General features: G+C 71.4%; 21 protein-coding genes and 1 rRNA gene. 7 read left to right on the plus strand and 15 right to left on the minus strand.

Annotation, left to right across the window (positions count from 1 at the left end):
* A 16S ribosomal RNA gene (locus tag AB0J42_RS14330) occupies positions 1–1,243 on the minus strand; the annotation flags it as partial.
* Positions 1,244–1,697: 454 nt separating this feature from the next.
* Between AB0J42_RS14330 and AB0J42_RS14335 the strand changes: the two genes are divergently transcribed.
* The gene (locus AB0J42_RS14335; RefSeq protein ID WP_364293361.1) at positions 1,698–2,759 is read left to right on the plus strand and encodes an AI-2E family transporter; all 1,062 of its coding nucleotides are present in this window, start codon (positions 1,698–1,700) and stop codon (positions 2,757–2,759) included.
* On the opposite strand, the gene AB0J42_RS14340 is transcribed toward AB0J42_RS14335, so the two are convergent.
* The 8 genes from AB0J42_RS14340 to AB0J42_RS14375 all read right to left on the minus strand — a co-directional run bounded on the left by AB0J42_RS14340 (position 2,716) and on the right by AB0J42_RS14375 (position 10,160).
* Complete coding sequence (locus tag AB0J42_RS14340) at positions 2,716–3,390, minus strand: helix-turn-helix transcriptional regulator (RefSeq protein WP_364293364.1); 675 nt, start codon at positions 3,388–3,390, stop codon at positions 2,716–2,718. The two genes, AB0J42_RS14335 and AB0J42_RS14340, sit on opposite strands and share 44 nt — an antisense overlap.
* A 269-nt stretch (positions 3,391–3,659) precedes the next feature.
* On the minus strand, positions 3,660–4,514 hold the full coding sequence (locus tag AB0J42_RS14345; protein ID WP_364293367.1) for a prenyltransferase/squalene oxidase repeat-containing protein: 855 nt from the start codon (positions 4,512–4,514) through the stop codon (positions 3,660–3,662).
* Positions 4,515–4,650: 136 nt separating this feature from the next.
* Positions 4,651–5,859, minus strand: coding sequence for an ABC transporter permease (locus tag AB0J42_RS14350; protein WP_364293370.1), 1,209 nt, complete (start codon positions 5,857–5,859; stop codon positions 4,651–4,653).
* Positions 5,856–6,518 (minus strand): ABC transporter ATP-binding protein, encoded by a 663-nt coding sequence (locus AB0J42_RS14355; RefSeq protein WP_364294033.1) that lies wholly within the window; start codon positions 6,516–6,518, stop codon positions 5,856–5,858. The genes AB0J42_RS14350 and AB0J42_RS14355 overlap by 4 nt, the downstream gene beginning before the upstream one ends.
* Positions 6,518–7,552, minus strand: a complete 1,035-nt coding sequence (locus AB0J42_RS14360) for a peptidoglycan-binding protein (protein WP_364293373.1) — start codon at positions 7,550–7,552, stop codon at positions 6,518–6,520. Before AB0J42_RS14360 ends, AB0J42_RS14355 begins: the two co-directional genes overlap by 1 nt.
* Entirely contained in the window at positions 7,549–8,058 is a 510-nt protein-coding gene (locus AB0J42_RS14365) for a hypothetical protein (RefSeq protein WP_364293376.1), read from the minus strand. The genes AB0J42_RS14360 and AB0J42_RS14365 overlap by 4 nt, the downstream gene beginning before the upstream one ends.
* A gap of 45 nt (positions 8,059–8,103) precedes the next feature.
* The gene (locus tag AB0J42_RS14370) at positions 8,104–9,483 is read right to left on the minus strand and encodes a HAMP domain-containing sensor histidine kinase (protein WP_364293379.1); all 1,380 of its coding nucleotides are present in this window, start codon (positions 9,481–9,483) and stop codon (positions 8,104–8,106) included.
* On the minus strand, positions 9,480–10,160 hold the full coding sequence (locus AB0J42_RS14375) for a response regulator transcription factor (RefSeq protein WP_364293382.1): 681 nt from the start codon (positions 10,158–10,160) through the stop codon (positions 9,480–9,482). The genes AB0J42_RS14370 and AB0J42_RS14375 overlap by 4 nt, the downstream gene beginning before the upstream one ends.
* Before the next feature lie 366 nt (positions 10,161–10,526).
* On the opposite strand from AB0J42_RS14375, the gene erm reads away from it, so the two are divergent.
* Entirely contained in the window at positions 10,527–11,348 is an 822-nt protein-coding gene (gene erm, locus AB0J42_RS14380; protein WP_364293385.1) for an ErmE/ErmH/ErmO/ErmR family 23S rRNA (adenine(2058)-N(6))-methyltransferase, read from the plus strand.
* Between the two features lie 82 nt (positions 11,349–11,430).
* Here erm and AB0J42_RS14385 read toward each other — a convergent pair whose 3' ends face one another.
* Positions 11,431–12,798 carry a hypothetical protein gene (locus AB0J42_RS14385; RefSeq protein ID WP_364293388.1) on the minus strand — a complete coding sequence of 456 codons (1,368 nt, stop codon included), beginning with the start codon at positions 12,796–12,798 and terminating at the stop codon, positions 11,431–11,433.
* Between the two features lie 142 nt (positions 12,799–12,940).
* Here AB0J42_RS14385 and AB0J42_RS14390 point away from each other — a divergent pair, with 142 nt between their 5' ends.
* Complete coding sequence (locus AB0J42_RS14390) at positions 12,941–14,533, plus strand: molybdopterin-dependent oxidoreductase (protein ID WP_364293391.1); 1,593 nt, start codon at positions 12,941–12,943, stop codon at positions 14,531–14,533.
* A gap of 36 nt (positions 14,534–14,569) precedes the next feature.
* On the opposite strand, the gene AB0J42_RS14395 is transcribed toward AB0J42_RS14390, so the two are convergent.
* From AB0J42_RS14395 to AB0J42_RS14405, 3 genes are all read right to left on the minus strand, one after another.
* Positions 14,570–15,997: a carbohydrate-binding protein gene (locus tag AB0J42_RS14395; protein WP_364293394.1), complete on the minus strand. Its 1,428-nt coding sequence runs from the start codon at positions 15,995–15,997 to the stop codon at positions 14,570–14,572.
* 11 nt (positions 15,998–16,008) lie between these two features.
* On the minus strand, positions 16,009–17,589 hold the full coding sequence (locus tag AB0J42_RS14400) for a cellulose binding domain-containing protein (RefSeq protein ID WP_364293397.1): 1,581 nt from the start codon (positions 17,587–17,589) through the stop codon (positions 16,009–16,011).
* A gap of 213 nt (positions 17,590–17,802) precedes the next feature.
* Positions 17,803–18,552: a M14 family zinc carboxypeptidase gene (locus AB0J42_RS14405; protein WP_364293400.1), complete on the minus strand. Its 750-nt coding sequence runs from the start codon at positions 18,550–18,552 to the stop codon at positions 17,803–17,805.
* A 160-nt stretch (positions 18,553–18,712) separates the two neighbouring features.
* Here AB0J42_RS14405 and leuE point away from each other — a divergent pair, with 160 nt between their 5' ends.
* Positions 18,713–19,372, plus strand: a complete 660-nt coding sequence (gene leuE, locus AB0J42_RS14410; RefSeq protein WP_364293403.1) for a leucine efflux protein LeuE — start codon at positions 18,713–18,715, stop codon at positions 19,370–19,372.
* Between the two features lie 208 nt (positions 19,373–19,580).
* Positions 19,581–20,222, plus strand: coding sequence for a VC0807 family protein (locus AB0J42_RS14415; protein ID WP_364293406.1), 642 nt, complete (start codon positions 19,581–19,583; stop codon positions 20,220–20,222).
* Here AB0J42_RS14415 and AB0J42_RS14420 read toward each other — a convergent pair.
* A complete protein-coding gene (locus AB0J42_RS14420; RefSeq protein WP_364293409.1) occupies positions 20,130–21,131 on the minus strand; it encodes a hypothetical protein in 1,002 nt (333 codons plus the stop codon). The two genes, AB0J42_RS14415 and AB0J42_RS14420, sit on opposite strands and share 93 nt — an antisense overlap.
* 75 nt (positions 21,132–21,206) lie before the next feature.
* Positions 21,207–22,703, minus strand: a complete 1,497-nt coding sequence (locus AB0J42_RS14425) for a histidine kinase (RefSeq protein WP_364293412.1) — start codon at positions 22,701–22,703, stop codon at positions 21,207–21,209.
* 502 nt (positions 22,704–23,205) lie between these two features.
* Between AB0J42_RS14425 and AB0J42_RS14430 the strand changes: the two genes are divergently transcribed.
* Both AB0J42_RS14430 and AB0J42_RS14435 read left to right on the plus strand, forming a co-directional pair.
* Positions 23,206–23,823, plus strand: coding sequence for a DedA family protein (locus AB0J42_RS14430; protein ID WP_364293415.1), 618 nt, complete (start codon positions 23,206–23,208; stop codon positions 23,821–23,823).
* Between the two features lie 37 nt (positions 23,824–23,860).
* On the plus strand, positions 23,861–24,685 hold the full coding sequence (locus tag AB0J42_RS14435; RefSeq protein ID WP_364293418.1) for a DMT family transporter: 825 nt from the start codon (positions 23,861–23,863) through the stop codon (positions 24,683–24,685).

Genomic DNA, 24,685 nt, shown 5'->3' on the forward strand with positions numbered 1-24,685 from the left:
CGGTTTAGCAGCCCTCTGTACCGGCCATTGTAGCATGTTTGCAGCCCAAGACATAAGGGGCATGATGACTTGACGTCATCCCCACCTTCCTCCGAGTTGACCCCGGCAGTCTCCCATGAGTCCCCACCACCCCCGAAGGAGCGTGCTGGCAACATGGAACAAGGGTTGCGCTCGTTGCGGGACTTAACCCAACATCTCACGACACGAGCTGACGACAGCCATGCACCACCTGTCACCCAGTCCGAAGAACACCACATCTCTGCGGCTGTCCGGGTGATGTCAAACCTTGGTAAGGTTCTTCGCGTTGCGTCGAATTAAGCAACATGCTCCGCCGCTTGTGCGGGCCCCCGTCAATTCCTTTGAGTTTTAGCCTTGCGGCCGTACTCCCCAGGCGGGGCGCTTAATGCGTTAGCTCCGGCACGGAACCCGTGGAAGGATCCCACACCTAGCGCCCAACGTTTACGGCGTGGACTACCAGGGTATCTAATCCTGTTCGCTCCCCACGCTTTCGCTCCTCAGCGTCAGGTAAGGCCCAGCAAGCCGCCTTCGCCACCGGTGTTCCTCCTGATATCTGCGCATTTCACCGCTACACCAGGAATTCCACTTGCCCCTGCCTACCTCTAGCCGGCCCGTATCCACCGCAGACCCGCAGTTAAGCTGCGGGCTTTCACGGCAGACGCGACCGGCCACCTACGAGCTCTTTACGCCCAATGATTCCGGACAACGCTTGCGCCCTACGTATTACCGCGGCTGCTGGCACGTAGTTAGCCGGCGCTTCTTCTGCAGGTACACGTCAACTTCGTCCCTGCTGAAAGAGGTTTACAACCCGAAGGCCGTCATCCCCCACGCGGCGTCGCTGCGTCAGGCTTTCGCCCATTGCGCAAGATTCCCCACTGCTGCCTCCCGTAGGAGTCTGGGCCGTGTCTCAGTCCCAGTGTGGCCGGTCGCCCTCTCAGGCCGGCTACCCGTCGTCGCCTTGGTAGGCCACTACCCCACCAACAAGCTGATAGGCCGCGAGCCCATCCCCAACCGATGAATCTTTCCACCACCAGGCCATGCGGCCGGTGGTCGTATCCGGTATTAGACCCGGTTTCCCAGGCTTATCCCAGAGTCAGGGGCAGGTTACTCACGTGTTACTCACCCGTTCGCCGCTCGAGTACCCCGAAGGGCCTTTCCGCTCGACTTGCATGTGTTAAGCACGCCGCCAGCGTTCGTCCTGAGCCAGGATCAAACTCTCCATAAAAGGATCTGTTGAATCCCAACCATAAGAATCCGTCACATACATGACGGGGTTGTGCATCATGCACTGGCTTTTAACACACTGTTGAGTTCTCAAGAAACGGACGCGTACATCCCGCTCGGACAGTAGGACACTGCCCGCGCCGGAAGGCGCTCATTTCGTCTTTGTGTTACCAATCTTCCCCGCGGCCCGAGTTTGTGTCAAATTGACGCTAACCCCGCCAAGCCGCTGGAATCGGCAACCGCCCCGCTTCCGAGGCAACCCCTCTACCTTACTCCGAACTTCAGCCAGTGTCCAACCAGACACTGATCAAGAACGGAGAGGAGAGGCGGAGCCGGTACGAGACCAGCCCACGAGCAGTGAATGCTACGAACGCCTCCCCCGCTCGTCAAATCGGCCCACCCAGGCGATGTCGCTGTGAGCACAGGGGTACGTACCGTCCGTGCACCAGCCATCCGTGCCGAGAGCGCTCATCGTCCTGGTCGGCATCGCCGGGGCGCTGATCGTGCTGTACGGCCTGCGCGAGGTGTCGTCCGTAGCCGGGCCGTTCGTGCTGGCACTGGTGCTGGTCATCGCCGTGTCCCCGGTGCGCGGGTGGCTGGCCGGGCAGGGCGCGCCCCGATGGCTGCAGGTCGCGGTGCCGTTCGTCATCCTGCTGCTCGTCCTGCTCAGCTTGTTCGCCGTGCTGACGCTGGCGGCGGTGCAGCTCAGCCTGCTCACGCCCGCGTACGCCGCCCAGTTCCAGGAGTTGGTCGCCGAGGCGCGAGCGTTCGCCACCGGCCTGGGCGTCAGCGGCGAGCAGCTCGACCGGGCCATCGGCAGCTTCGACGCGGAGCGGATCATCGGGATCGCGCAGAGCCTGCTCGGCGGGGTGATCGGCGTCTTCTCCGCGCTGTTCCTCATCGTGGTCCTGCTCCTGGCGATGTGCCTGGACGCGCCCATCACGTCCCGGATCCTCGATTCCGGGGAGGGCCGGAAGGTCGCGCTGGTGGAGGCGCTGAGCCGGTTCGCCAGCAAGACGCGCCGCTACCTGGTCGTCTCGACCGTGTTCGGGCTGATCAACGCCGTCCTGGACGTGATCGCGCTCTACCTCATCGGGGTGCCGCTGCCGCTGCTGTGGGGAGTGCTCGCCCTGATCGCGAACTACATCCCCAACATCGGCTTCGTCATCGCCCTGCTCCCGCCCGCGACCCTGGCGCTGCTCGACGGCGGGGTGAACGCCCTGCTGCTGGTCGTCGTGGCCTACGTGGCGATCAACGTGGTGATCCAGTCGCTCATCCTGCCGAAGTTCCTCGGCGACGCGGTGGGGCTGTCGACGACGATGACGTTCCTGTCGCTCATCATCTGGACGTTCGTGCTCGGGCCGCTGGGGGCGATCCTGGCCATCCCGCTGAGCCTGCTGGCCAAGGCGCTGCTCATCGACAGCGACCCGGCGGCGGCGTGGGCGGGGGCGCTGATCTCCAACGAACCGCCGGTCATCCCAGGAGCCGGCTCAGCGTCACCCCGCTCAGGCGCTTGACGTCGCGGGCCAGGTGAGCCTGGTCGGCATAGCCGGCGACGGCCGCCACCTCGGCGGGCCGGACCCCGGAACGGGCCAGGCGCAGGGCGCGCTGGAACCGGACCACGCGCTGCAAGGTCTTGGGACCGTACCCGAAACCGGCGACGCATCTGCGGTGGAGCTGGCGCTCGCTCAGCCCCAGCTCGCGCGCGACCTCCTGGACCCTGCGGCCCCGCAGGAGCGCGGCGGCGGCGGCCGGGGCTGCCGGGTCGGGCGGCGGGGTACGGCGCAGGCGGTCGTGGAGTGCGGCTTGCATGGCGGGCAGAGGGTCGGGGGCGTCGTCCAGCGGCGGGAACGCGTCGAGGGCGGTCAGCGGGACGCGCTGGTCGCGCAGCTCGGACAGGGGGACGCCGAACACCTCGCCGGCGGCTCCCGGCTTGAAGCGGATGCCGGTGAAGGTGTCGCCAGGGGCCAGCCGGGTGGGAGCTGGGCCGGTGTCGGGGCCTGCCACGAACGGGCCGGACGGGCCCCAGATGAGGTCGACGCATCCGTCGGGGACGACGAGCTGGTGCCCGGCGTCCTCGCTCACCCGCCGCCACAGGCAGGCGATCCGCCCGGCGAGTGCGGGCTCCGGCGGCCACTCGACGTACATACCTCCACGTTATGCCGCCCCACCGACAGAACCCCTCGGGGTGCAGCCCTGCCACCAGAACCCCTCGGAAACTCGCTCTCAGAAGGGGGGAGACCCGCGAGAAAGTGGTACTCACTGTTCCCGCGAGAAAGTGGTCCTCACTGTTAAGGACGGGGAAGGTCCCGGCGAGGAAGTGGCCGCCACTCTCAAGACCGGCGGGAACTCCCCGCGAGGATGTGATCCTCACTGTCAGGCCGGGGAACCTCTGGGCGGGAAAGTGGGCGTGGTTCTCAGGTGGGGAGGCGGTCGTACGAGCGCAGGGTTTTGAGGCGTTCGACCGTGATGAAGCCGCCCCATTCGTGTTCGACCAGGGGTGTCCACATCGGCCAGTTGCCGTTCCAGCCGCCTTCCTCCGACTGGGAGGCGGCCAGCGCGTCCAGGTGGCGGGCGAGCACGTCGGGCGGGAACAGGGGCAGCCGCAGCGGGGCGGGGGCGAAGTCCAGAGGGAAGTGAGCCTCGCCGGTGGCGGCGGGGTCGAGGGTGACGGTGGCGAGGATGGCGTCCTTGAGCCGGTGGAACTCCGCCTCCGCCCGTTCCCTGTCGTCCACGAGGCTGAGGAAGGTGACGATGGCGCGGGCCTCGTACGGGGTCGTCTTCTCGACGGCGGCGATGGTCCGCCAGCAGAAGTCGGTGGCCGGGCCGCGCCACGGGTGGTCGACGCCGTGCGCGTGCAGGAGGCCGGCGATGGAGGCGGTGGGGATGAGGTTGCCGGGCGGGTCGTCGGGCGTCTCCCACCAGGGCGCCCGCGGGGTCTCGCGCACGCTCGGCAGGCAGAAGGGGACGCCGCCGTCGGGCGTGGTGATGGACGCCAGGTAGTCGCAGGCGGCGTGGACCATGGGGTCGCCGAAGGCGTCCAGTTCGTCCAGGATCCAGAAGGCGACCTCGACCGGTTCGGGCTGGCTGGCGGCGCCGCGCAGGTCGGGTTCGAGGGCGTGACCGAAGCCGCCGTCCGGGTTCTGGTAGCAGCGCAGCGCGTCGAGGACGCGCTCGCGGGAGCCGCCGGCGAACAGGGCCGCGAAGCGGAGCCGGTCCAGCAGTCTGGCGTGGCTCAGCAGGTAGCGCTCCGCACGTCGGAGTGTGTCCATGTGCGGGACGCTACCCGCGCCTCGCGGCCCGGTTCTTGTACGAATCGGACGTACGAACGCGCACGAACCCCAGCTCTTGTACGAATCGGGCGTACGAACGCACACAAAGGGCGTACGAACTCGTACGAATCGGATGTCACGGGGTGGCGAGGGCCTCGGTCGGGGACATGCGGGAGGCCCGCACGGCCGGGTAGAAGCCCGCGATACCGCCGATGACGAGGGTGGCGGCCAGGCCGCCAGCCGTCGCCCACACCGGCACGATCGCCGGCCAGCCTTGGAAGCCCGCGTAGGCGGCGGTGACGGCGATGCCGAGCGCCACCCCGCCCACGCCGCCGATGGCCGACAGCAGCAGCGACTCGGCGAGGAACTGCAGCCTGATCTGCCCCCTGGTCGCGCCGAGCGAGCGGCGCAGCCCGATCTCGGCGCGGCGTTCCAGCACGGAGATCACCATGGTGTTGGCGACGCCGACCCCGCCGACGACCAGGGCGACGCCGCCGAGGCCGAGCAGGAGGGCGTTGAGCGTGGCGTCGGTGGCCTGTTTGGCGGCCAGCACGTCGGACGGCCTGGACACCTCGACCTCGTTCGGAGCCTGCGGGTTGGCGGTGGCGGCGAGCACGTCGCGTACGGCGGTGACGTGCTCCTCGTGGGCCCGTGTGTAGACGGTGGTGGGGTAGCCGTCGAAGCCGAGCCGTTCCTCCGCGACCGGCCAGCCGACCAGGGCGGTGGTGTCCAGTTCGGGCGCGAGCGGCACGGGGGCGAGCACGCCGACCACGGTGAACCACTGCCCGCCGAGCCAGACCCGCTGGCCGGGGCCCGCGTGGACGACGCCGAGCCGGTCGGCGGCCTTGGCGCCGAGGACGGTGGCCGGGTAGCGGTGGGTGGCGGCGTTCAGCCAGGTGCCGCTCGCCAGGCTGGCGCCGACGCCGGCGGGCAGGCCGAGCCGGGCGGCGGCGACGCGGATGCCGCCGGTCTCGCCCGCGGGGATGTGCCGGTTGCGGTAGACGCGGGCGGAGGTGGTCCCGGTGGCGGTGACGGAGGTCACCGGGGCGATCTGGCCGATCATGTCCTCGGCCTCGGCCGGCAGGTGCGCGGTGTCGCCGAACAGGGTCTGGCCGGGGGCGACGGTGAGCAGGTTGGTGCCGAGCGCGGACAGCTGCCGGTTCAGGTCCTCCTGGCTGGAGGCGGAGATGCCGACGACGCCGAGCATGGCGGCGATGCCGATGGCGATGCCGAGCGCCGACAGGAACACCCGCAGCGGCCTGGCGCGCAGTCCGGCGCCGCCGGTGCGGAGGACGTCGCGGGGGCGCAGGCGGGCGGGCGCGAGCACGGTTGCCTGGGGTGTCACAGCCGCGCCCCCTCGACGACGCGGCCGTCGAGCATCTCCACCCGGCGGGGCAGCCCGGCGGCGAGTTCGCGGTCGTGGGTGATGACGACGACGGCGGTGCCGGCGGCGTTGAGCTCGCGCAGCAGTTCCATGACGCCGGCGCCGGAGACGGAGTCGAGGTTGCCGGTGGGTTCGTCGGCCAGCAGGAGCAGCGGGTCGCCGACGACGGCGCGGGCGATGGCCACCCGCTGCCGTTCGCCGCCGGACAGTTCGTGCGGGCGGTGGCCGAGCCGGTGGCCGAGGCCGACCCGGGCCAGCGCCTCGGCGGCCCGTTCGCGCCGCTCACGCAGCGGCGGTCCCGCGTACAGCAGGCCGTCGGCCACGTTGTCCAGCGCGGACACCCCGGCGGCCAGGTGGAACTGCTGGAAGACGAAGCCGATGACCTGTGCGCGCAGCGCCGAGAGCCGGCGGTCGGAGAGCGCGCGCACGTCGTGTCCCGCGACGCGCACGGTGCCGCTGGACGGCCGGTCCAGGGTGCCGATCAGGTGGAGCATGGTCGACTTGCCGGAGCCGGAGGGCCCGACGATGCCGGCCAGTTCGCCGTGCCGGATGCCGAGGGTGACGCCGCGCAGCGCGGTGACGTCGCCGTACGACTTGCTGACGTCTTCGAGTTCGGCGATCACTTCGGCACCGCCACGGTGGTGCCTTCGGGGAGGCCGGTGATCTCGACCTGGCCGTCGGCGAACATGCCGGTCTTCACGGCGGCGTACCGGGTGGTGCCGCCTTCGACGACCTGGACGCCGTGGCCGCCCTCGGCCAGGGCGAGCAGGGCGCCGACGGGCACGGCGAGCACGTCCTCGCGGCGGGCGGAGACGAAGGTGACCTGGACGGGGGCGGCGTCGAAGGTCTTCTTCAGGCCGGGCACCGCCACCTCGACCTCGATCGTGGTGCTGGTGCCGCCGTTCTCTCCGCCGGTCTGGCGGGCGACCCGGCCGACCCTGCTCACCTTCCCGTCGGCCCGGGTGCCGTCGGGGAGTTCGACGGTGGCTTTCAGGCCCTTGCGGACCAGGTGGCCGTCGGCGGCGTCCAGGTCGACGAGGACGCGGCGGGCGGTGCCGGTCACGGTGAGCACCGGGCCGGACGCGGCGGCGCCGGGTGTGGTTTTGAGTTCGGCGACCCGGACGCGGCCGGGGGCGATCACCACGTCGCCGGGCTCGACCTTGCCGGTGACCGGGAGGCCGAGGTCTTCCTGCCAGCGTTCGACGGCCCGGCGGGTGGCCCAGGTGTAGGTGTCGTCCACGTCGAAGCCGTCGTAGCCGAGCTTGGCCAGGTTGCGTTCGAGCAGCGCGACGTCCTTGCCCTCGGCGCCGTCCTGGAGGGTGCGGTAGAGCGGCGTCGTCCCGTACAGCAGGACGCGGCGGTCGGCGTCGACGCTGTAGACGGCCTTGCCGCGGGTGATGACGGCGCCCTCGCGGGGGAGCCAGGTGATGGTGCCCGGGGTCTTGGCGGTCACGGTGGTGGGGTCGCCGTGGCCGAGGGTGCCGTCCACGGTCTTGGTCTCGGTGAGCGTGGTCCTGGTGACCTGGGCGGTGGCGGGCGGGGTGCGCACCGCCGCGGCGTCGCCGGTGCCGTCGCCGCCGAAGCCGACGGCGGCCGCGGTCACGGCGGCGGCGAGCATGGCCGCGCCGCCGGTCCACGCCAGGCGGCGGGTCATGGGCGCCTCCTGTTTCCGGGCAGCAGGTCTTCGCAGGCTTCGCGGGCCTTCTTGAATTGCGGGCTGTCGGGGCGGACTTTCCTGATCATGGCGCCGCCGCCGTCGGGGTCCGGGTCGGGCATGTCGACGCCGTTCTCGCGCATGCACTTGGCGAAGGCGCGCATCCGCTCCCGGTCCTCCTCGCTGATCTCGGCGCGGTCCTTGACGGGGGCGTACTGGCGGCAGGACTCCATCGCCTCCTCGACCTTCTTGATGTCGCCGGAGCCCTTGCGGAAGACGCGGACGCCGCCGTCGCCGCCCGGGTCCTCCATGTCGACGCCGTTCTCGCGCATGCAGGCGGCGAACTTCCGGCCCTGCTCCTCCGGGTCGGCGGAGGCGACGGGCGAGACTGAGCCGACGGGGGCGGCGGGGGCGGTCGCCACGGAGGCGACGCCGGCGGGCGGCGCGGCGGATCCGCAGGCCGGGACCAGCGCGAGCAGGCCCGCGGCGAGGAGTGTTCGTCTCATGGGCCCGAATCTGGCGGGCGTTGATCGGAGCGAGCTGGGAGCGGGCTAGGAGGCGGGTAGGAGAACCCGGAAGGTGGCGCCCTCTCCCGGCGCGGTGTCGACCTCGACGGTGCCGCCGTGGGCGCCGGCGATCGCGGCCACGATGGCCAGGCCGAGCCCGGCGCCGCCTCTGGTGCGGCCGGCGCCGACCCGGTAGAGCCGGTCGAACAGGTGCGGCACGTGTTCGGCCGCGATGCCGGGCCCGGTGTCGGCGACCTCCAGCACGGCCAGGCCGTCGCGCCTGCCGACGCGTACCGTGATCGAGGCGCCGGGCGGGGTGTGCGTGAGCGCGTTGCCGACCAGGTTGGCGGCGACCTGGCGGAGCCGGGCCTCGTCGCCGGGCGCGGTGACCGGGGTGAGGGGGCCGTCGAGCCCGGCCAGCCGCACCTGCCTGCCGGGGACGCGGGCGCGGGCGTCGCGGATCGTGTCCGCCGCCACCTCCAGCAGGTCGACGGGCGTACGGTCGAGCGGGCGTTCCTCGTCGAGCTGGGCGAGCGTGAGCAGGTCGTTGACCAGGACGCCCATCCGGTCGGCCTCCTCCTCGATGCGGCCCATCATCTCGTCGGTGCAGCGTCCTCCCCTGCGGTACAGCTCGGCGAAGCCGCGCACGGAGGTGAGCGGGGTGCGCAGCTCGTGCGAGGCGTCGGCGAGGAAGCGGCGCATGCGCTCCTCGGAGGCGGTCCTGGCGGCGATCTCCGACTCGACCCGGTCGAGCATGACGTTCATCGCGGTGCCGAGCCGCCCGGTCTCGGTGTGCGGGTCGGGCGCGGGCACCCGGCTGGCGAAGTCGCCTCGGGCGATCTTCCCCGCGGTGCGCTCCATCCTCGTCAGCGGGCGCAGGCCGAGCCGTACCACCGCGTCGGCGGTCAGCCCGAGCAGGAGCAGCACGAGCGCGCTGACGGAGGCGGCGATGGCGATGTTGGAGGTCTGGGTCTGCTCGACCTCGGCCAGCGACTGGGCGAACACCCAGATGTCGTGGCCGGGGCGGGGGACGGCGAGGATCCGCCAGGACGAGCCGTCGGTGCCGGGCACCGTGTACGGCGCGCCGAAACGGAGGTCGCCGATGACGGGGCCCGGTTCCTCGCCGCCGGGCAGGGTGCCGAGGAGGCGTCCGTCGGCGGAGTAGACGTTGATGCGGATGACGGAGGCGACGCGGCGCCGCAGGACGTCGGGCATGCCGCCCTCGCCCACGGGGAACGGCCGGGTGGCGGCGATCCGCTCGGCGCCGGCCCGGGCGAACGAGGTGAGCTGGGCGTCGACCCGGCGGACCATGTTCTCGCGCAGCAGCGCGATGCCGAACACGTTGGCCAGCGCGAGCGCCAGCGCGGTCAGGGCGAGGACGGCCACCACCAGGCGGCGGCGGAGCGTCCAGGTGGCGGGTCTCACCGGTGGGTCCTGAGCGTGTAGCCGAAGCCCCGCACGGTGTGGATGAGCTGCGGCTCCCACCTGTCGATCTTCTTGCGCAGGTAGTAGATGTACGACTCGACGATGCTGGAGTCGCCGTCGAAGTCGTAGCGCCAGACGCTGTCCAGGATCTGCGCCTTGCTGACGACCCGGCCGGCGTTCGTCAGCAGGTACTCCAGCAGGTTGAACTCGGTGGGCGACAGCTCGACCGGCACCCCGGCCCGGCACACCCGGTGGGCGTCCACGTCCATCTCCAGGTCGGCGTAGCGCAGCACCTCGGCGGGGCGCGCGTCGCCGCGGCTGCGGCGCAGGATCGCGCGGATGCGCAGCACGACCTCCTCCAGGCTGAACGGCTTGGCCACGTAGTCGTCGGCGCCTAGCGTGAGCCCCCGGACCCGGTCCTCGACGGCGTCGCGGGCGGTGAGGAACAGGACGGGGACCCGCTCGCCGAGCCGCCTGGCCACCTCGAACCCGTCGAAGTCGTCCAGCATCACGTCCAGCACGACGATGTCGGGGGCGAACTCCGTGGCCGCCCTGACCGCCTCGGTCCCGGTCGCCGCCGTGCGCACCTCGAACGACACCAGCCGCAGCGTCTGCGACAGCAGGGCGCGGATGTTCGGCTCGTCGTCCACGACGAGCACCCTGGCCGGTCGGTCCATGGCCCCAGCATTACCGGCGCCACATCAAAGCCAGATCAAAGCGGATTTATCCGGTGGTTGCCGCAGGGGAGTGCTCGTACATACGGCGGATTTATCGGTGAGTGAGTGCTCGTACGTACGGCGGATTTATTCGGTGGCTGCCGCAAGTGAGTGCTCGTACGTACGGTCGGCGGATTTATTCGGTTGCCGCAGGTGAGCGCTCGTGCGTACGGTCGGTCGCATGTCTTGTGTCGACTTCTACGCGATCCGCATCCGCAGCAGCCGGCCTCTGGCCCGCTAGCGGACGGCATCTTCATGTAGCGCGTCCGCGGCGCGCCCGGGGCCCTTCGAGATCCCCATCGACCTCGAGGACCCGGAAGGGCAGCTGTGGCGCAGAACTTCGCGCACGGAAATCATTCACACACGCAGAAGAAGGCCAGGATCTCGGGCGGCCGCACGCCCAGAGACAGGGCGAGACGCGTGCTCTCCCAGAACTTCCTGGCCGACAGGCATGCCCTGGAGCTGGTGGTCAAGGCCGCCGCTCCCGAGGGCCTGGTGCTGGAGCCCGGGGCGGGCGAAGGCGTGCTGACCGTGGCGCTCGCCGAGGCGGGCGCGCGGGTGGTCGGCTACGAGATCGACCCGCGGCTCGCGGGCCGGCTCCGCTCCCGGCTCCGCGACGACCCGCGTATCGAGGTGGTACGCGGCGACTTCGCCGCCGCGCGGCCGCCCGGCGAGCCGTTCGCGGTGGCCGGCAACATCCCGTACTCGGCGACGTCGCGGATCGTGGGCTGGTGCCTGCGGGCGCGCTCGCTCACCTCGGCGACGCTGGTCACCCAGTTGGAGTACGCCCGCAAGCGGACGGGCGGCTACGGCCGGTGGAGCCTGGTCACGGTGGAGTCGTGGCCGTGGTTCTCCTGGCGGATGGGCGACCGGATCGGCCGGGAGTGCTTCCGGCCGGTGCCGTCGGTCGACTCGGCGATCCTGCGCATCGAGCGCAGGCCCGAGCCGCTGGTGGGCTCCGGCCGGAGCTGGCGGGAGCTGGTGGAGCTGGGCTTCAGCGGTCTGGGCGGGTCGGTGCGCGCCTCGCTCAGGACCCGCTACGACGGGGTGGACGCCGCCCTGGCAGCGGCCGGGGTGGCCCGCGACGCGGTCGTGGGCCACGTCCATCCCGACCAGTGGCTCACCCTGTACGACCGGCTACACCGGTGACATCCGGGCCGGACTCGGGCCGGGCGGGGTGCCGGCTACACCGGGGACATCGGGGCCGGGCTCGGGCCGGGCAGGGTGCCGGCTACACCGGTGACATGCGGGCCGGGCTCGTCGGAGCGGCGGGCCCGGCCTGTTCGGGGCCGGGCGGGGTGCGGCGCCCCCACGGCATCGCGGCCAGCAGGACCGGCAGCAGCACGATCGACGCCCTCGACCAGTCGCGGTGCAGGAGCCACCAGGCGGTGTCGGTGTACTGGGTCATGTAGAGGTAGCCGTAGCCCGCCCAGACCGACACCCCGATGATCACCGGCCAGGCGAACCGGGTGGGCCGGGCGACCAGGAACGGCATGAACCAGAGGAGGTACTGCGCGCCCAGCCGGGGCGTGACCACCATGAAGATCAGCAGGATGGCGAGCGTCATGTCGATCGGGTCGGCCCGCCACCACAGGAAGATCGCCGCCACCACGCAGGCGTAGATGAGGTAGGTGCCGAAGGTCGCCAGGTCGTCGCGGAGCGCCCAGTCGCCGCCGGTGAAGTGCGGGGTCCAGCCCCACTCGCCGACGATCGGGCGGATGGCCCGGATGGTGTCGATGACCTCGGGGATCTGCTGGATCGAGGTGCCGGCGAAGACCGGCAGCGTCACCAGGAAGAAGACCGGCACCGCGCCCGTGCAGAACAGGGCGGTGATCCGGTACCGGAGCCGCGGCAGGAGCAGCAGCATGCCCGGGACCAGCCAGATGGGCCAGCTCTTCGCGCAGAGCGCCAGCCCCATGAGCACGCCCGCCCAGGCGCTCCGCCTGAGCTCGGCCCGGTCGCCGGGGCCCGGCCGCAGCGACTGCCCGAGCGTGCGCAGCCCCCACCGGGGCAGGCCGGACCAGCCGTGCTCGGCCACCGCCTGGCCGACCGTGGCGCGCACGTCCATCCGGGCGGGTGTGGCGGGACTGCGGGCCACCACGAACGCGGCCACGCCGAACACCAGCGCCACCGGCTCGACCTGGCCATGGAGGCAGGCGACCATCAGGGCGAGCGGGTTGAGCGCGTACTGGAAGGCGCGGAGCGAGGCCTTCGGCCCGCCGGCGAGCTTGGCCACCAGCGGGATGAGCACGATGTCGGACGCGACGGTGACGATGCGGCCCGTCCACTCCCAGGGGATGCCCAGCCAGAGCAGGATGCCGTACACGTAGGGGATCGTCGGCAGGAAGTGCCAGCCGCCGTTGCTGGCCAGGACCGGGTCCTGGCCGTTGAGCACGGCCTCGCCGGCCGGCTTGAAGCTGTTGACGAAGTCGACCGGCTGGTGGGAGTCGCCGGCGGCGAAGAACATCAGGACGACGCGGACGACCACCCCGGCGGCCAGGGCGGCCCAGAGCGGCGGCCGCCAGTCACGCCACTGGGCGACGATCGCGAGCACCAGGCCGGTGACGAGGATGATCCCGATGGGGAGTGCAGTTTCCATGGCGGGACCTAGACTGCCCTACCCCCTTCCCCGCTGCCACACGACCCGGCGTCCGCGCATCGCGAGGTGGCTTTCCTGACGGATCTCCGACATGCGGGGTCGTAAGGCGTCAGAACATGACCGTCTGTGCTGAACTTTTCGCATGGGGGGATCCGAAGTCAACCAGGCGCTGGTCAGGCTCTATTTCGAGGTGCGCGAAGAGATACGGGACCCGGTCGCCGCGTGGGCGAGGCTCGCCGCCGACTCCGCGGCCTACCGCCAGGCGCGGGGCGGCCGCCGGGTTCCTCTTGACGACGCGTCGGCGGCCGAGCTGGCCGCCGCGGCGATCGTGCACACCGCGTCCGAGCACGGCCCCGACCAGGTGGCGGCGCTGGCGACCTCGCCGCTGGCCGGGCTGGTGCGCGGGCTGGGCGGCGCGATCCTGACCGAGGAGTCGACCGCGCCCGGCCAGCTGCTCGGCCCGGGGTTCCGCGGGCCGCGGCAGGAGGACTGGGCGGACGCGGCGTACGTGCTGCTCTGGGGTGAGAACAACCGGAACGTCCGCGCGCCCGGCTCGCCCTGGGTGATCGCCGGGCGCTACAAGGGGCAGAAGGTGGTGGCCGTCGGCCCGCACCCCACGCGCCTGTCGGACGAGACGCTGGTGGTACGGCCCGGCACCGACGGGGCGCTGGCCATGGCGGTCGGGCACGTGCTGCTCAAGGAGTTCTACCTGGACCGGCCCGCCTTCGCCGCGCACGCGATGGCCTCCACCGACCTGCCGGCGCTGGTGCGGCTGCGCGAGCTGGAGGAGGGGCTGGTGCCCGCCGGGCTGCTCGGCCGGGCCGCCGGCCGGCTCAGCCTGTACGGGGGCGACGGGGCCACGGCTACGGAGGTGCTGCTGCCGCGGTTCGACGTGGGGCCGGGCGTGCTGCGCCGGGGCGTGCCCGCGATGCGTGACGGCGACGACCTGGTGACGACCGTCTTCGACCTGCTGCTCGCCGTGTACGGGCTGGCCCGGCCGGGGCTGCCGGGCAGCTGGCCGGGCGGTTACGACGACCGGAACGCCCCGTACACGCCGGGCTGGCAGGAGGCGCACACGGGGGTGGCGGCGTCGCGGGCGCTGAAGCTGGCCAGGGAGCTGGGGGTGACGGCCGAGAAGACGGGCGGGCGGTGCCTGGTGGTGCCGGGCTGGCTGGACACGCCGCACGCCGACACCGCCTACCGGGCGATGCTGACGCTGCTGGTGCTGACCGGCTGCCGCCGGGGGTGGGCGCAGGCGTCGGGCGGCGCCGGGGTGCCGCTCGTGCCGTACCTGGTGCTGCACGCGTGCGGCGAGGACCGGTCGGATCTGGGGGCGCTGAGCTGGGCGCTGGCGGGCGGCACGTTCGACCGGCGGTCGTCGCGGGCTGTGCTGCTGGACGCGGTGCGCGGCGGGCTGCCGATGGCGCCGCCGCCGCGGGTGCTGGCCCTGCCGCGGTGGATCTATCCGCTGCCGCCGCAGGTGGATCTGCTCATCGGGCCGGACGAGCGGTGCGACCTGGCCGCGCCGGACGCGCGGCTGGTGGCCGACATGGTGGCGAAGCTGTCGGACGGGCAGGTGGAGCCCGCCGCCGAGGAGCCGCGGGCTGACGGGCACGCGATGCGGACGGTGGTGGACCACGCCTGGATGTACGAGTACGGGGAGGCGCTGCCGGTCTACCGGCCGCCGGGGGTGGGGGTGCCGCTCAAGCCCACCCAGCTGGTGCGGGTGCCGTGAGCCCGGGGCGAGGGCGCCGCCCCGGGCCCGGTCCGGTCAGAACCCGGCGGTGATGCGGGTGAACTCCCACTCGCCCTGGGAGATGCCGCTGCAGTGGGCGACCACGCCGCCGCCCGGGCAGGAGCGGTCACGGTTGACGCCCCAGTAGGCGAGCCGGGTCAGGCCCTTGGACGTGGCCCAGTCGCGGATCTGGGTCCAGGTCTGCGGGGTGGTCATCTCGTGCTGGTCGGACAGGCCGTTCATGCCGGAGATGCCCATCCGGGCGTAGGCCTGCGCGTCGGTGTAGCCGTAGGCGTTCTTGAGTGCGTTCTTCAGGCCCTCGGCCGCGTTGATCGTGTCCTGGTAGATGTTCGGGCTGCCGAAGTCGAACGGCATGATCGTGAAGTTGTCGATCGGCACGTTCAGGGCCCTGGCCTGGTTGATCAGGCGGACGCCGTGCGCGTTCGGGCCGGTCCTGGAGGTGCCGAAGGTGACGACGACCTTGACGTTCGGGTTGTTCTGCTTGACGATCTTGAGGCCGTTCAGGATGCGGTCCTGCACGGTGTGGTTCTCGAACTCGTCGTAGTTCTCGATGTCGAAGTCGACCACGGCCGGGCCGACGGCGTTGATGACCTGCTGCACGGCGCCGGCGAAGGCCTGCGGGGTGGCGCAGTTCGGGCCGAGCTTGTTGCCCTGCCAGCCGCCGAAGGAGATCTGGACGCTGCCGCCCTTCGACTTGATCGTGTTGATGGCCTGCTGGTCGGGGCCTCCGGTGAGCGGACGCTGGCCGTCCCAGGCCGGGTTGCAGCCGCCGCTGGACAGGATGAACGCCATGGTGAACGACTTGACGCCGGTGGCGTCCATGACGGTGCCCGGGTTGGGCGGGTTGCCCCAGCCCATCCAGAGGTAGGGGGCGCCGGGCATGCGGCCCGGGTTCGGGCCGGGGTTGGTGCCGCCGCTGGAGGTGCGGGCGGTGGCGGAGCCGCTGTGGCCGGACAGGTTGCCGGCGGCGTCGCGGGCCCGGACGGTGTAGCTGTAGCTCGTGTTCGCGGCCAGGCCGGTGTCGGTGTACGAGGTGCCGCTGACGGTCGTCACCAGGTTGCCGCCCCGGTAGACCTGGTAGCCGGTGACGCCGACGTTGTCGGTGGAGGCGTTCCAGGCCAGCGAGACGCTGCTGGAGGTGACGCCGGTCGAGCGGAGGTTGCCCGGCACGGACGGGGCCTGGGTGTCACCGCCGCCGCCTCCGCCGCTGACGGGCTTCCACAGGGCGGGCACGATGTCGGGCTCCCAGCCCGGCAGCGAGGTGTGGGCCTGGATGCACTCGTAGTCGACGCCCTTGTGGGTGACGCGGGCGCCTGCGGCGTAGGCGGTGTAGGTCGCCCAGGCCGGGTGGGCGGCGGTGGTCGCGCCGTAGGCGGCGGGGGCCGTCACCGTGGCCAGGCCGGAGAGCGTCATGGCCAGGGAGGCGAGTAACGCAAGGAACATGCGCCGAAATTTCATGACATTCCTTGGAGGTGCGGCTTGACGGTCTTGGAGAAGTTCCAGTTGTGGGTGGCGTCCCAGTTGATGGACCAGGTCATCGCGCCCCTGATGTCGGGGTAGGCGCGCGGCGGCACGAACGAGCCGCAGCGGGTCCGGGTGGCCAGGCAGTCGAGCGCCTGGTTGACGACGGCGGGTGAGACCACGCCGCCGCCCGCGGCGCCCGGCCCGGCGGGCAGGCCCAGCGCCACCTGGTCGGGCCGGAGCCCGTTCTCCAGCTGGATGCAGGCGAGCGCCGTCAGGAAGTCGACCGAGCCCTGGGGGTAGGCCCACGCCTGGTCGCAGCCGAGCATCGCGCCGGAGTTGTAGTACTGCATGTGGACGACGGTGAGGATGTCCTTGATCGACAGGGCGAGCTTGAAGTACTCCATCCCGGTCGACTGCATGTCGATGGTCTGCGGCGCCATCGTGATGATCAGGTCCGGGCCGGTCCTGGCGTGCAGCGACCTGAGGGCCTGGGCCATGTAGGTGGCGTTGAGCCCGTTCTCCAGGTCGATGTCCACGCCGTCGAACCCGTACTCGTTCATGATCGCGTACACCGAGTCGGAGAACCTGGCCGCGGCGGCGGCGCTCGCGACCTGCACCCGCCCGGTCTCGCCGCCGACAGAGAGGATCACCTTCTTGCCGCGCTGCTGGAGCGCCCGCACGTCGGCCTTGAACTGGGCGTCGGTGTAGCCGCCGAGCGCCGCGGACAGGCCCGGGTCGACGCCGAAGACGACCTCGCCGGGGTTCGCGGTGGCCTCGCCGAACGCGATCGCGACCAGGTCGTACTCATCGGGTACGGCCGACAGCCGCAGTTCCTCGGCCGGGTTGACGAAGTTGTGCCAGTAGCCGGTGAGGAAGTGCTTGGGCAGCCCTTCCCCCGGCTGGCCGGGCTGGCAGCCGGCCGTGGTGGCGGTGGCCGGGTCGCTGGGCGCCGACTCGCCCGCATCGTTGTGGGCCCGGACGGTGTAGGTGCGGGTCGCGCAGTCGCCGAGGCCGGTGATGGTGGCGGTGGTGCCGCTGACAGCGGCCTTGACAGCGGTGCCCTCGTAGACGCGGTAGCCGTCGACGGAGCCGCTCGCGGCGGTCCAGGTCAGGGTGATGGAGCCGGTGCCGCCGGTGGCGGAGAGCCCGCCGGGCTTGCCGGGGACTCCGGGCCCGGGGCCGCCGTCGCCGTCGCAGGGGGCGCCGTTGAGGGTGCAGCCGGTGATGCCGGGGAGGTTGCCGGGGCTGCCGGTGAAGCCGAAGCTCGCGCTCGCTCCGGGGGCGAGGGCAGGCGCCCAGGAGGGGTTGGTGAAGGTGTAGTGCTGGCCGTTCCTGGACTGGACGGCGTCCCACGCGGAGGCGATGGAGAAGCCGGCCGGGAGGTCGAACTGGACGTTCCACCCGTTCATCGGGCTGGACGTGCCGTTGGTGACGGTGATCTTGGCTTCGAAGCCGGTGCCCCAGTCGGACACCTTGGTGAAGGCGGCGGTCGCCGAGGCCGCCTGGGCGGGGGATGCGGTGAGTCCGAGTGCGAGGGTCGCGAGCGCGACCAGGATCACGCGTAGTTTCACATCGTCGTCCTTGTCGGTGGCGTACCGTGCGGCCCGTGCCCGGGGGGTGAGGGCACGGGCCGCGCGGCACGGCCCGCGGAGGCAGGCGCAGGCCGTCAGGGGGTCCCGAACTGTTAGGAAAGTTTCCTAAGAGTTGACGCGATCGTAGCCTTGACATCCACCGCTTACAAGACCCAATGTGCAGCCCCGCCGCCCGGGAGCGGCGGGGACCGTTCAGCTCTGCCGCGTGATCCGCACGTCGTCGACCGCCGCCTCCACCAGCGAGGCGCCGGCCGCGTCCGCGGCGTCGATCAGGATGCGCACCGTCTGCCCGGCGAACGGGCTCAGATCGGCGGTGGCCACGCTCCACGCCCCGTCCCGGTCGGACGCGGCGCCCGCCTGCTGGAACACCGTCGCCGTGCTGTTCCCCACGACCCTGACCCGGAAGTAGTCGGCGCCGCTCGCGTTCGACCCGTGCGCCAGGTACCAGGAGAACGACAGGGCGGTGGTGCCGCCGGCGGGCAGCGTGATCGGCGGCGACTGGATCGAGGTGACGCCGCCGTCGATGTCGTACGCCAGGAACCGCAGCACCGCCTCCCTGTTGCGGGTGGTCTGCGGCCCGATCTGCTCGTCCGGCGGGTAGAAGCCGGGCATGATCCAGATCTCGCGGGAGTTCACCAGCGAGGTGATCCGGGAGTCGGCGCCGTACCAGTCGGTGAGCAGGTCCATGATGTACAGCGCCATCTCGACGGTGAGGTGCTCGCGGGCGTGCTGGTGGGCGGTGAACAGCACCCCCGGCTCCGCCTCGTCCGTCCCGACGTTGTCGCTGATCTTGAGGCCGACCAGCTGACGCCCTTCGTACGAGGTCCCGTACGAGAACTTGCTCGCGATGGCGGGATGGTCGGCGACCAGCCCGTCGATGAACGCGATCATCTCGGCGTAGGTGTGGTAGCCGGAGTCCGACGGCGGACGCGGTGATGACAATCGGCGATGCACCTCGTCCTCCTCGGCGCGCGGGCTCGGGTGGACGCGCGCCTGACCTGAGCGTGAGGACGCGCCCCTCCCGGGGAAGGCCCAATCTCGGCCGCGCGTCCAGGGCCGGTAGCCTGGACTGTCACCACGGCTGGCCTGGAGCGAGGGCGGGATGTTCTTCGGCATCACGGATATCTGGACGTACGTCATCGGCGCGTTTCTGATCATTCTCCTGCCGGGCCCGAACTCGCTGTTCGTGCTCGCCCAGGCCGCGCAGCACGGCGTGCGGCAGGGCTACCGGGCGGCGGGCGGGGTGTTCGTCGGCGACTGCGTCCTGATGCTGTTCTCCGCCGCCGGCGCCGCGTCGCTGATGCGCTCGGCGCCGCTGGTGTTCACCGTCGTGAAGTACGCGGGCGCGGTCTATCTGGCCTGGCTGGGGCTCCAGATGATCCGGGGAGCCAGGCGGGCGTGGCGGAACAACGACGTCGCGGCGGCCGTGTCGAGCGGCCCCGAGCGGGTGGCGCGCGACCCCCGCCCGTTCGGCAAGGCCCTGGCGATCAGCCTGCTCAACCCGAAGGCGATTCTGTTCTTCGTGTCGTTCTTCGTCCAGTTCGTCGACCCGGGATACGCGACGCCCGCGCTGTCGTTCCTCATCCTGGGGGCGATCATCCAGGTGTTCAGCGCGCTCTATCTCACCGCGCTGATTTTCGGCGGCTCCTTCCTGGCCGACCAGTTCCGCGCCCGGCGGCGGCTCAGTGCGGGCCTGACCTCGGGTGTGGGCGCGGTCTTCCTCGCTTTCGGGGCGTCGCTGGCGGCCTCATCGCTCAGCTGATCGTCATTCTCAACGTGTCAAAAGTGGCAGTCGCCCTCAGAGGGGTCAGGTACGGTAAGCCACCGGAAAGCTCCCGGCAACCCCCGGATGCGAGGGTCGGAGTGTGCCAGGGTGGCCGCGAGGTGACGTTCAGCGGTCCGCCCGGCAAGGCTGCCGGCCCGGCGCCTGGGTAGTCCCCTGCCCGTCGGCCCCAACTGCGGAGCGAGCGTTGAACCACCCTCCCGTCACCCTGCCCCGTCTGACCTTGCTCGCATGGCAGGCAGCCCCCCGGCTGCTCGAAGCGGTCGTCGCCCCGCTGGTGGTGTTCTACGCCGCGATGACGCTGCTCGGCCTCAACTGGGCGCTCGTCCTGACCTGCGCGTGGGTGTACGTGGGCGTCGGCTGGCGGCTCATCAGGCGGATCCCGGTCCCGGCCACGATGTACCTGGCCGCCGCCGCGATCACCCTGCGCACGGTCATCGGGCTGTGGACCGGCACCTGGGTGTGGTACTTCATCCAGCCCGAACTCGGCACCATCTGCATCAGCATGGCCTTCCTGGCGTCCGTCCGGCTGAACCGGCCGCTCGTGGAGAAGCTCACCCTCGACTACATCCACCTGCCCAACGCGGTGCTCAAGCACGAGCGGGTCCGCAGGTTCTTCGCCCGGATCACACTGCTGTGGGCGTTCGTCCTGCTGATGAACTCGGGCGTGAGCATCGCGCTGGCGATCTACGAGTATCTGGCGGGCTCGCTCGGCGGCTACATCCTGCTCCGCACGTCAGCGGTGGCCGTGATGAGCGGGCTGGCGATCACCGTGTCGATCTTCGCTTTCAAGCGGCTGCTGCGGCGGCTGCACATCACCCACGCCTGACCGTTCGGCCAGCAGGAACGCCCCGTACATCGCCATGACCAGCCCGGTCAGCATGCCGAACAGCAGCACCAGATCGGGCAGCGCGCCGCCGCCCCCGCCGAGCGGCCCCGCCGACACCCGGACGATCATGCCGTAGAGCCCCCACCCGAACAGCGCCCCCGACCCCAGCCAGGCCACCACCAGCGGCTGCCAGAACGGCCTCCTCCCGCGCGCCCGCACCAGGACCACCAGCGCCACCCCCGCGCTCAACGCCAGCAGCCCCTGCGTGCCCTGCTGCAGCGCGCCTGCCGGGGTCATCGCCTCGGCGGCCCCCGGCGGCAGCCCTCCGGCGCCGCCCAGCGCCCAGTAACAGCGGACCCCGGCGATGACGGCCGTCACCGCCAGCGAACCCCACGCCACCACCCGCTGGAACGGTCTCGTGAACGACCGGTACGGGTGACCGGTCAGGGTGGTGAAGACGGCGGGCCAGCGGTCGCGGGCGTAGAGCACGAACGCCGCCATGAGGCCGACGCCCTGCCCGATGAAACCGCCGTAGACCATCAGGTAAACCCACGGCTCGATCGGGCCGCCGAAGGCGAACAGGGACTCCCCCTGGATCAGCAGCCCCAGCGGGGTCGTGATCACGATCACGCCGAGCAGGCCGGTGCCGACCCAGAGCGGCAGCAGCACCACCCAGGCGGGCAGCCGCATCCCCCACCGCATGGTGAACCCGAGCGCCAGGATCAGCGCGACGGCGTCCATCCCGAACGTCAGCAGGTTCATCCCGTACATCGTCGGGTCGTCCATGAGCGCCGGGTCGGTGACGCCGACCGAGCTGCCGGTCAGCCAGAGGACCTTGAGCGTGAGATAGGGCAGCATGGCGGCGATGGCCACGACCGCCGCGATGATCCGGCCGGGTGTCGTCTTCATACCGCCGAGCCTGCTCTTCCGGCCTGCCTCGGCGCCTCACGCTGTCAGGTGATCTCCCTCCCCCGTACGGGTGACTCACGGCAGCTCGACGACCACCTCGAAACCCCCGTCCACAGCTCCGGCCCGCAGAGTGCCACCTGTTCGGCGCGCCCTCTCACTCAGCCCCACCAGCCCGAACCCACCAGTCGGCGCATTCAACGGAGCGTAGGCAGGCGGCCCATTACGGACCACCACCCGCTTCGGAGTCACCGCGACCTCGACCTCGGCACCCGGCGCATGCTTGGCGGCGTTCGTCAGCCCTTCCCGCACCACCGCATACGCCACCCCGGGCACCGGCTCCTCAACCCGGAAACTGATCGCCATCCCGGAATCCCGCGCCCTCTCCACCAGCCCTGCCACATCCGCATGCACGCCCTGAGCGGGGTCGAAGTCCACACGCCCGGCCTGCGTAGATGCAGGGTCAACGTCTCCGTGCGCGCCTGATGAGTGCATGACGGAGAGGTCCACCCCGGACGACGTGGTGGCGAGGCCCTCAGGAGTGAAGGCCGGGTCCTCCGACGGAGAGGGGCTGGGGCGCTCGGACGGACTGGGGGCAATGTCCTCGGACGGAGTAGGGCTGGGGCGCTCGGACGGAGGGGAGGCGGAGTCCTCAGACGCAGTAGGGCTGAGGTGCTGGGGCGGAGAGGGGGCGGGGCGCTCGGACGGAGTGAGGGCAAAGTCCTCGGACGGAGAGGGGGCGGGGTGCTGGGGCGGAGTGCGGGCGGGGGCTTGGGGTGCGGGCTGTGGTGCTGCGGGGTCGGGGTCTTCGCGGAGGACGCCGATGATCTGGTGGAGGCGTTCGATGGCGTCGGCGGTGGCGGCGCGTAGTTCGCCTGCCGCTTTGGCGTGGGCGGGTTCCAGGGTGGGTGAGAGTTCGAGGCCGGCGGCGCGGACGGCGATGAGGGCGAGTTCGTGGCCGAGCGAGTCGTGCATGTCTCGGGCGATCCGTGCGCGTTCGCGGAGGCGCGCCTGGGCCTCGGCGGCCTGCCGTGCCTGGTCTCGCTGGTGCAGGAGGCGGCGGCGGAGGAGGCCCAGGAGGTAGGGGATCAGGTAGGTGCCCAGGAGCCAGCTGACCAGGGTGATCCAGGGGCCGACCGTGGTGCCTCTGGTGAGGGTGGGGGCGACGCCGACGGCGGTGATCAGGGCGCCGACGCCCAGGGCGGGCAGGGCGCGGGGGACGCGGCGTCCGGCGAGGTAGGCGTACCAGATCACGAACGGCGAGACCGGGCCCAACGGGAAGATCTTCACCTCGGTGGCGCCGGGCTGGAACCAGGAGACGTCGGACGTGGCCAGGCCGTAGGAGAAGTCCAGCGGCGCGAGCGGCAGCAGCAGCGCCACCGCCGCCAGTGGCCACGGGCGGCCGACGAGCACGACGAGCCCGGTGAGCACCAGCCGGGGCACCGTGACGGCGCCGAACGCGCCGAGGTCCCGCAGCGGGTCGGGGCCCATGGCGGTGACCGAGATGGCCAGCAGCACCCAGAGGATCAGGTCTTTGACCACCTGACGGCGGTCGTCTCGGCGCAGTCGGTTCACGCCCTCGAACGTATCCGCCACCCGGCGCTGACCGCTGCCCCCGAAGGTCTATCCCCGACCCTGACGAAAGTCAGGTGACCCGCCGACTCGGGTGAGCGCTCCGGCCGAAGGTCGCACTGCCGAACTCGATGAGAGTCGAGTGGCCCGCCGACTCAGATGACCACAACGGTCCACTGTCAGCCGCAGGTCATAACGCCGAACCTGACGAAAGTCAGGCGACCCGCCGACTCCGGCCGGCGCCCCCAGGATTCGGGTGGCCCGGCGGCTCCCGTGAGCGCGCCCTCGTCACCCGAAGGTCGTACCCGCAACCCTGACGAAAGTGGGGGGTACCCCGTACCGATCGTCCGATGTGGGATGACCTGCGAGGATTCTAGGTTCGGAAGGCGCGGCCCTGATCCCGCTAAGGGAAGAGCCCGCGTTCCACCCGGGACATCCCCGATGTCCGCAGGTATCCGGCACCGCCAGAGTGAAGGTGCCCACCGATCGATCGGAGTTCTCGCTGATGTCACATGCCGTCCTGGAGTTAGTCCAGCAGGTGATGTCGTCTCCCTGGCTCTACCTGGCGCTGTTCGCGCTCGCGCTGCTCGACGGGTTCTTCCCGATCGTGCCCGCGGAGACCTCGGTGATCACCGCGGGGGTGTTCGCGGCGACCGGCGAGCCGAACCTGGCGCTGGTGATCCTGGTGGCGGCGCTCGGCGCGTTCGCCGGTGACCACATCTCCTACCTGCTCGGATACAAGGGCGGCCGACGGCTGAGGGAGCGCAAGGCGATGGTGTGGGCGCGCCAGGCGCTCGCCGAGCGCGGTGGCCTGGTGCTGGTGGTGGCCCGGTACATCCCCGGAGGCAGGACGGCGGTCACGCTCACGATGGGCGCGGTCCGCTACCCGCGGCGCTCGTTCGCGTTCTTCGACGCGATCGCGGCGGTCTCGTGGGCGCTGTACTCGGCGTTGATCGGTTTCTTCGGCGGGATGGCGTTCGAGCAGGACCCGATCAAGGGGCTGCTGCTCGGGCTGGGCGTCGCGGTGTCGATCACGTTCCTGGTGGAGGCGGTCCGCTGGGTGCGGAAGCGGCGCGCCATCAACGCTTCCCCGGAGCGCCTTCCCTCGGACACGTCGGTTTGACCCTGCCGGGCGACCATCCAGCTGAAAGGAGTGGGGCATGACCGTGCCGGCCGCGCTGATCGCTCTGGTCGGCTCCCTGTTCTTCGCGCTGGGGGCCGCGCTGCAGCAGTTCGAGGCGGCGGGCACGGACCAGCCCGGGATGGTGGCGCTGCTCCGCAGGCCGCGCTGGCTGTTAGGAGGGGTGTCCATCGTGGCGGGCGGCGGGCTGCACGTCGTGGCGCTCGGGCTCGGCCCGCTCACCGTGGTCCAGCCGATGGGGGTGGCCAGTCTGCTGTTCGCGCTGCCGATCGCGGCGACCCTGCACGGCCGCCGCCCGGCCACGTCCGAGCTGGCCGCGGCGTCCTTGGTCGCGGCGGGGCTGGTCGGGCTGGTCCTGCTGGTGCCGGAGTCGCACGGGCCGGTGCGGCTCGACCCGGCGGAGCTGTTCACCCTGCTCGGCGTCTCCGGCGCGGCGGCGCTGCTGCTGTGGGCGGGGGCGCGGGCGGCGGCCCCGGCGGGCCGGGCGGCGCTGCTGGCGACCGCCGCCGGGGTGCTGTACGGGGCGACGGCGACGCTGGTGCGGGTGCTGATGGACGGCGGCTGGAACTGGGCCTACCTGGTGGCCCTGCCGGTCCCGGTGCTGCTGGCGCTGGTGATGCTGCAGCGCGCCTACGCCGTCGGCCACTTCGGCGTCTCGTTCGCGGCGCTGCAGATCGCCGACCCGATCACGGCGGTGGCATTCGGCGCGCTGCTGCTCGGCGAGCCGCTCCCCACCGGTCTCGCCCCGGTCGTGGCCGCGGCGGTGGCCGCCGCCGGAACGGTCGCGCTCGCGCGTACGACCCCGCTGGAAACCCGGTCTCCCCGGGCCGGAACGCATGTCTAG

This window comes from Nonomuraea sp. NPDC049649 (assembly GCF_040675175.1).
Taxonomy (GTDB): domain Bacteria; phylum Actinomycetota; class Actinomycetes; order Streptosporangiales; family Streptosporangiaceae; genus Nonomuraea.

Bases quoted from the DNA above. Each gene is read 5' to 3' on its own strand.
- AB0J42_RS14340 (WP_364293364.1), bottom strand. From the start codon at position 3,390: ATGTACGTCGAGTGGCCGCCGGAGCCCGCACTCGCCGGGCGGATCGCC.
- AB0J42_RS14345 (WP_364293367.1), bottom strand. From the start codon at position 4,514: ATGGACACACTCCGACGTGCGGAGCGCTACCTGCTGAGCCACGCCAGA.
- AB0J42_RS14360 (WP_364293373.1), bottom strand. From the start codon at position 7,552: ATGACCCGCCGCCTGGCGTGGACCGGCGGCGCGGCCATGCTCGCCGCC.
- AB0J42_RS14365 (WP_364293376.1), bottom strand. From the start codon at position 8,058: ATGAGACGAACACTCCTCGCCGCGGGCCTGCTCGCGCTGGTCCCGGCC.
- AB0J42_RS14375 (WP_364293382.1), bottom strand. From the start codon at position 10,160: ATGGACCGACCGGCCAGGGTGCTCGTCGTGGACGACGAGCCGAACATC.
- AB0J42_RS14385 (WP_364293388.1), bottom strand. From the start codon at position 12,798: ATGGAAACTGCACTCCCCATCGGGATCATCCTCGTCACCGGCCTGGTG.
- AB0J42_RS14390 (WP_364293391.1), top strand. From the start codon at position 12,941: ATGGGGGGATCCGAAGTCAACCAGGCGCTGGTCAGGCTCTATTTCGAG.
- AB0J42_RS14395 (WP_364293394.1), bottom strand. From the start codon at position 15,997: ATGTTCCTTGCGTTACTCGCCTCCCTGGCCATGACGCTCTCCGGCCTG.
- leuE (WP_364293403.1), top strand. From the start codon at position 18,713: ATGTTCTTCGGCATCACGGATATCTGGACGTACGTCATCGGCGCGTTT.
- AB0J42_RS14420 (WP_364293409.1), bottom strand. From the start codon at position 21,131: ATGAAGACGACACCCGGCCGGATCATCGCGGCGGTCGTGGCCATCGCC.
- AB0J42_RS14430 (WP_364293415.1), top strand. From the start codon at position 23,206: ATGTCACATGCCGTCCTGGAGTTAGTCCAGCAGGTGATGTCGTCTCCC.
- AB0J42_RS14435 (WP_364293418.1), top strand. From the start codon at position 23,861: ATGACCGTGCCGGCCGCGCTGATCGCTCTGGTCGGCTCCCTGTTCTTC.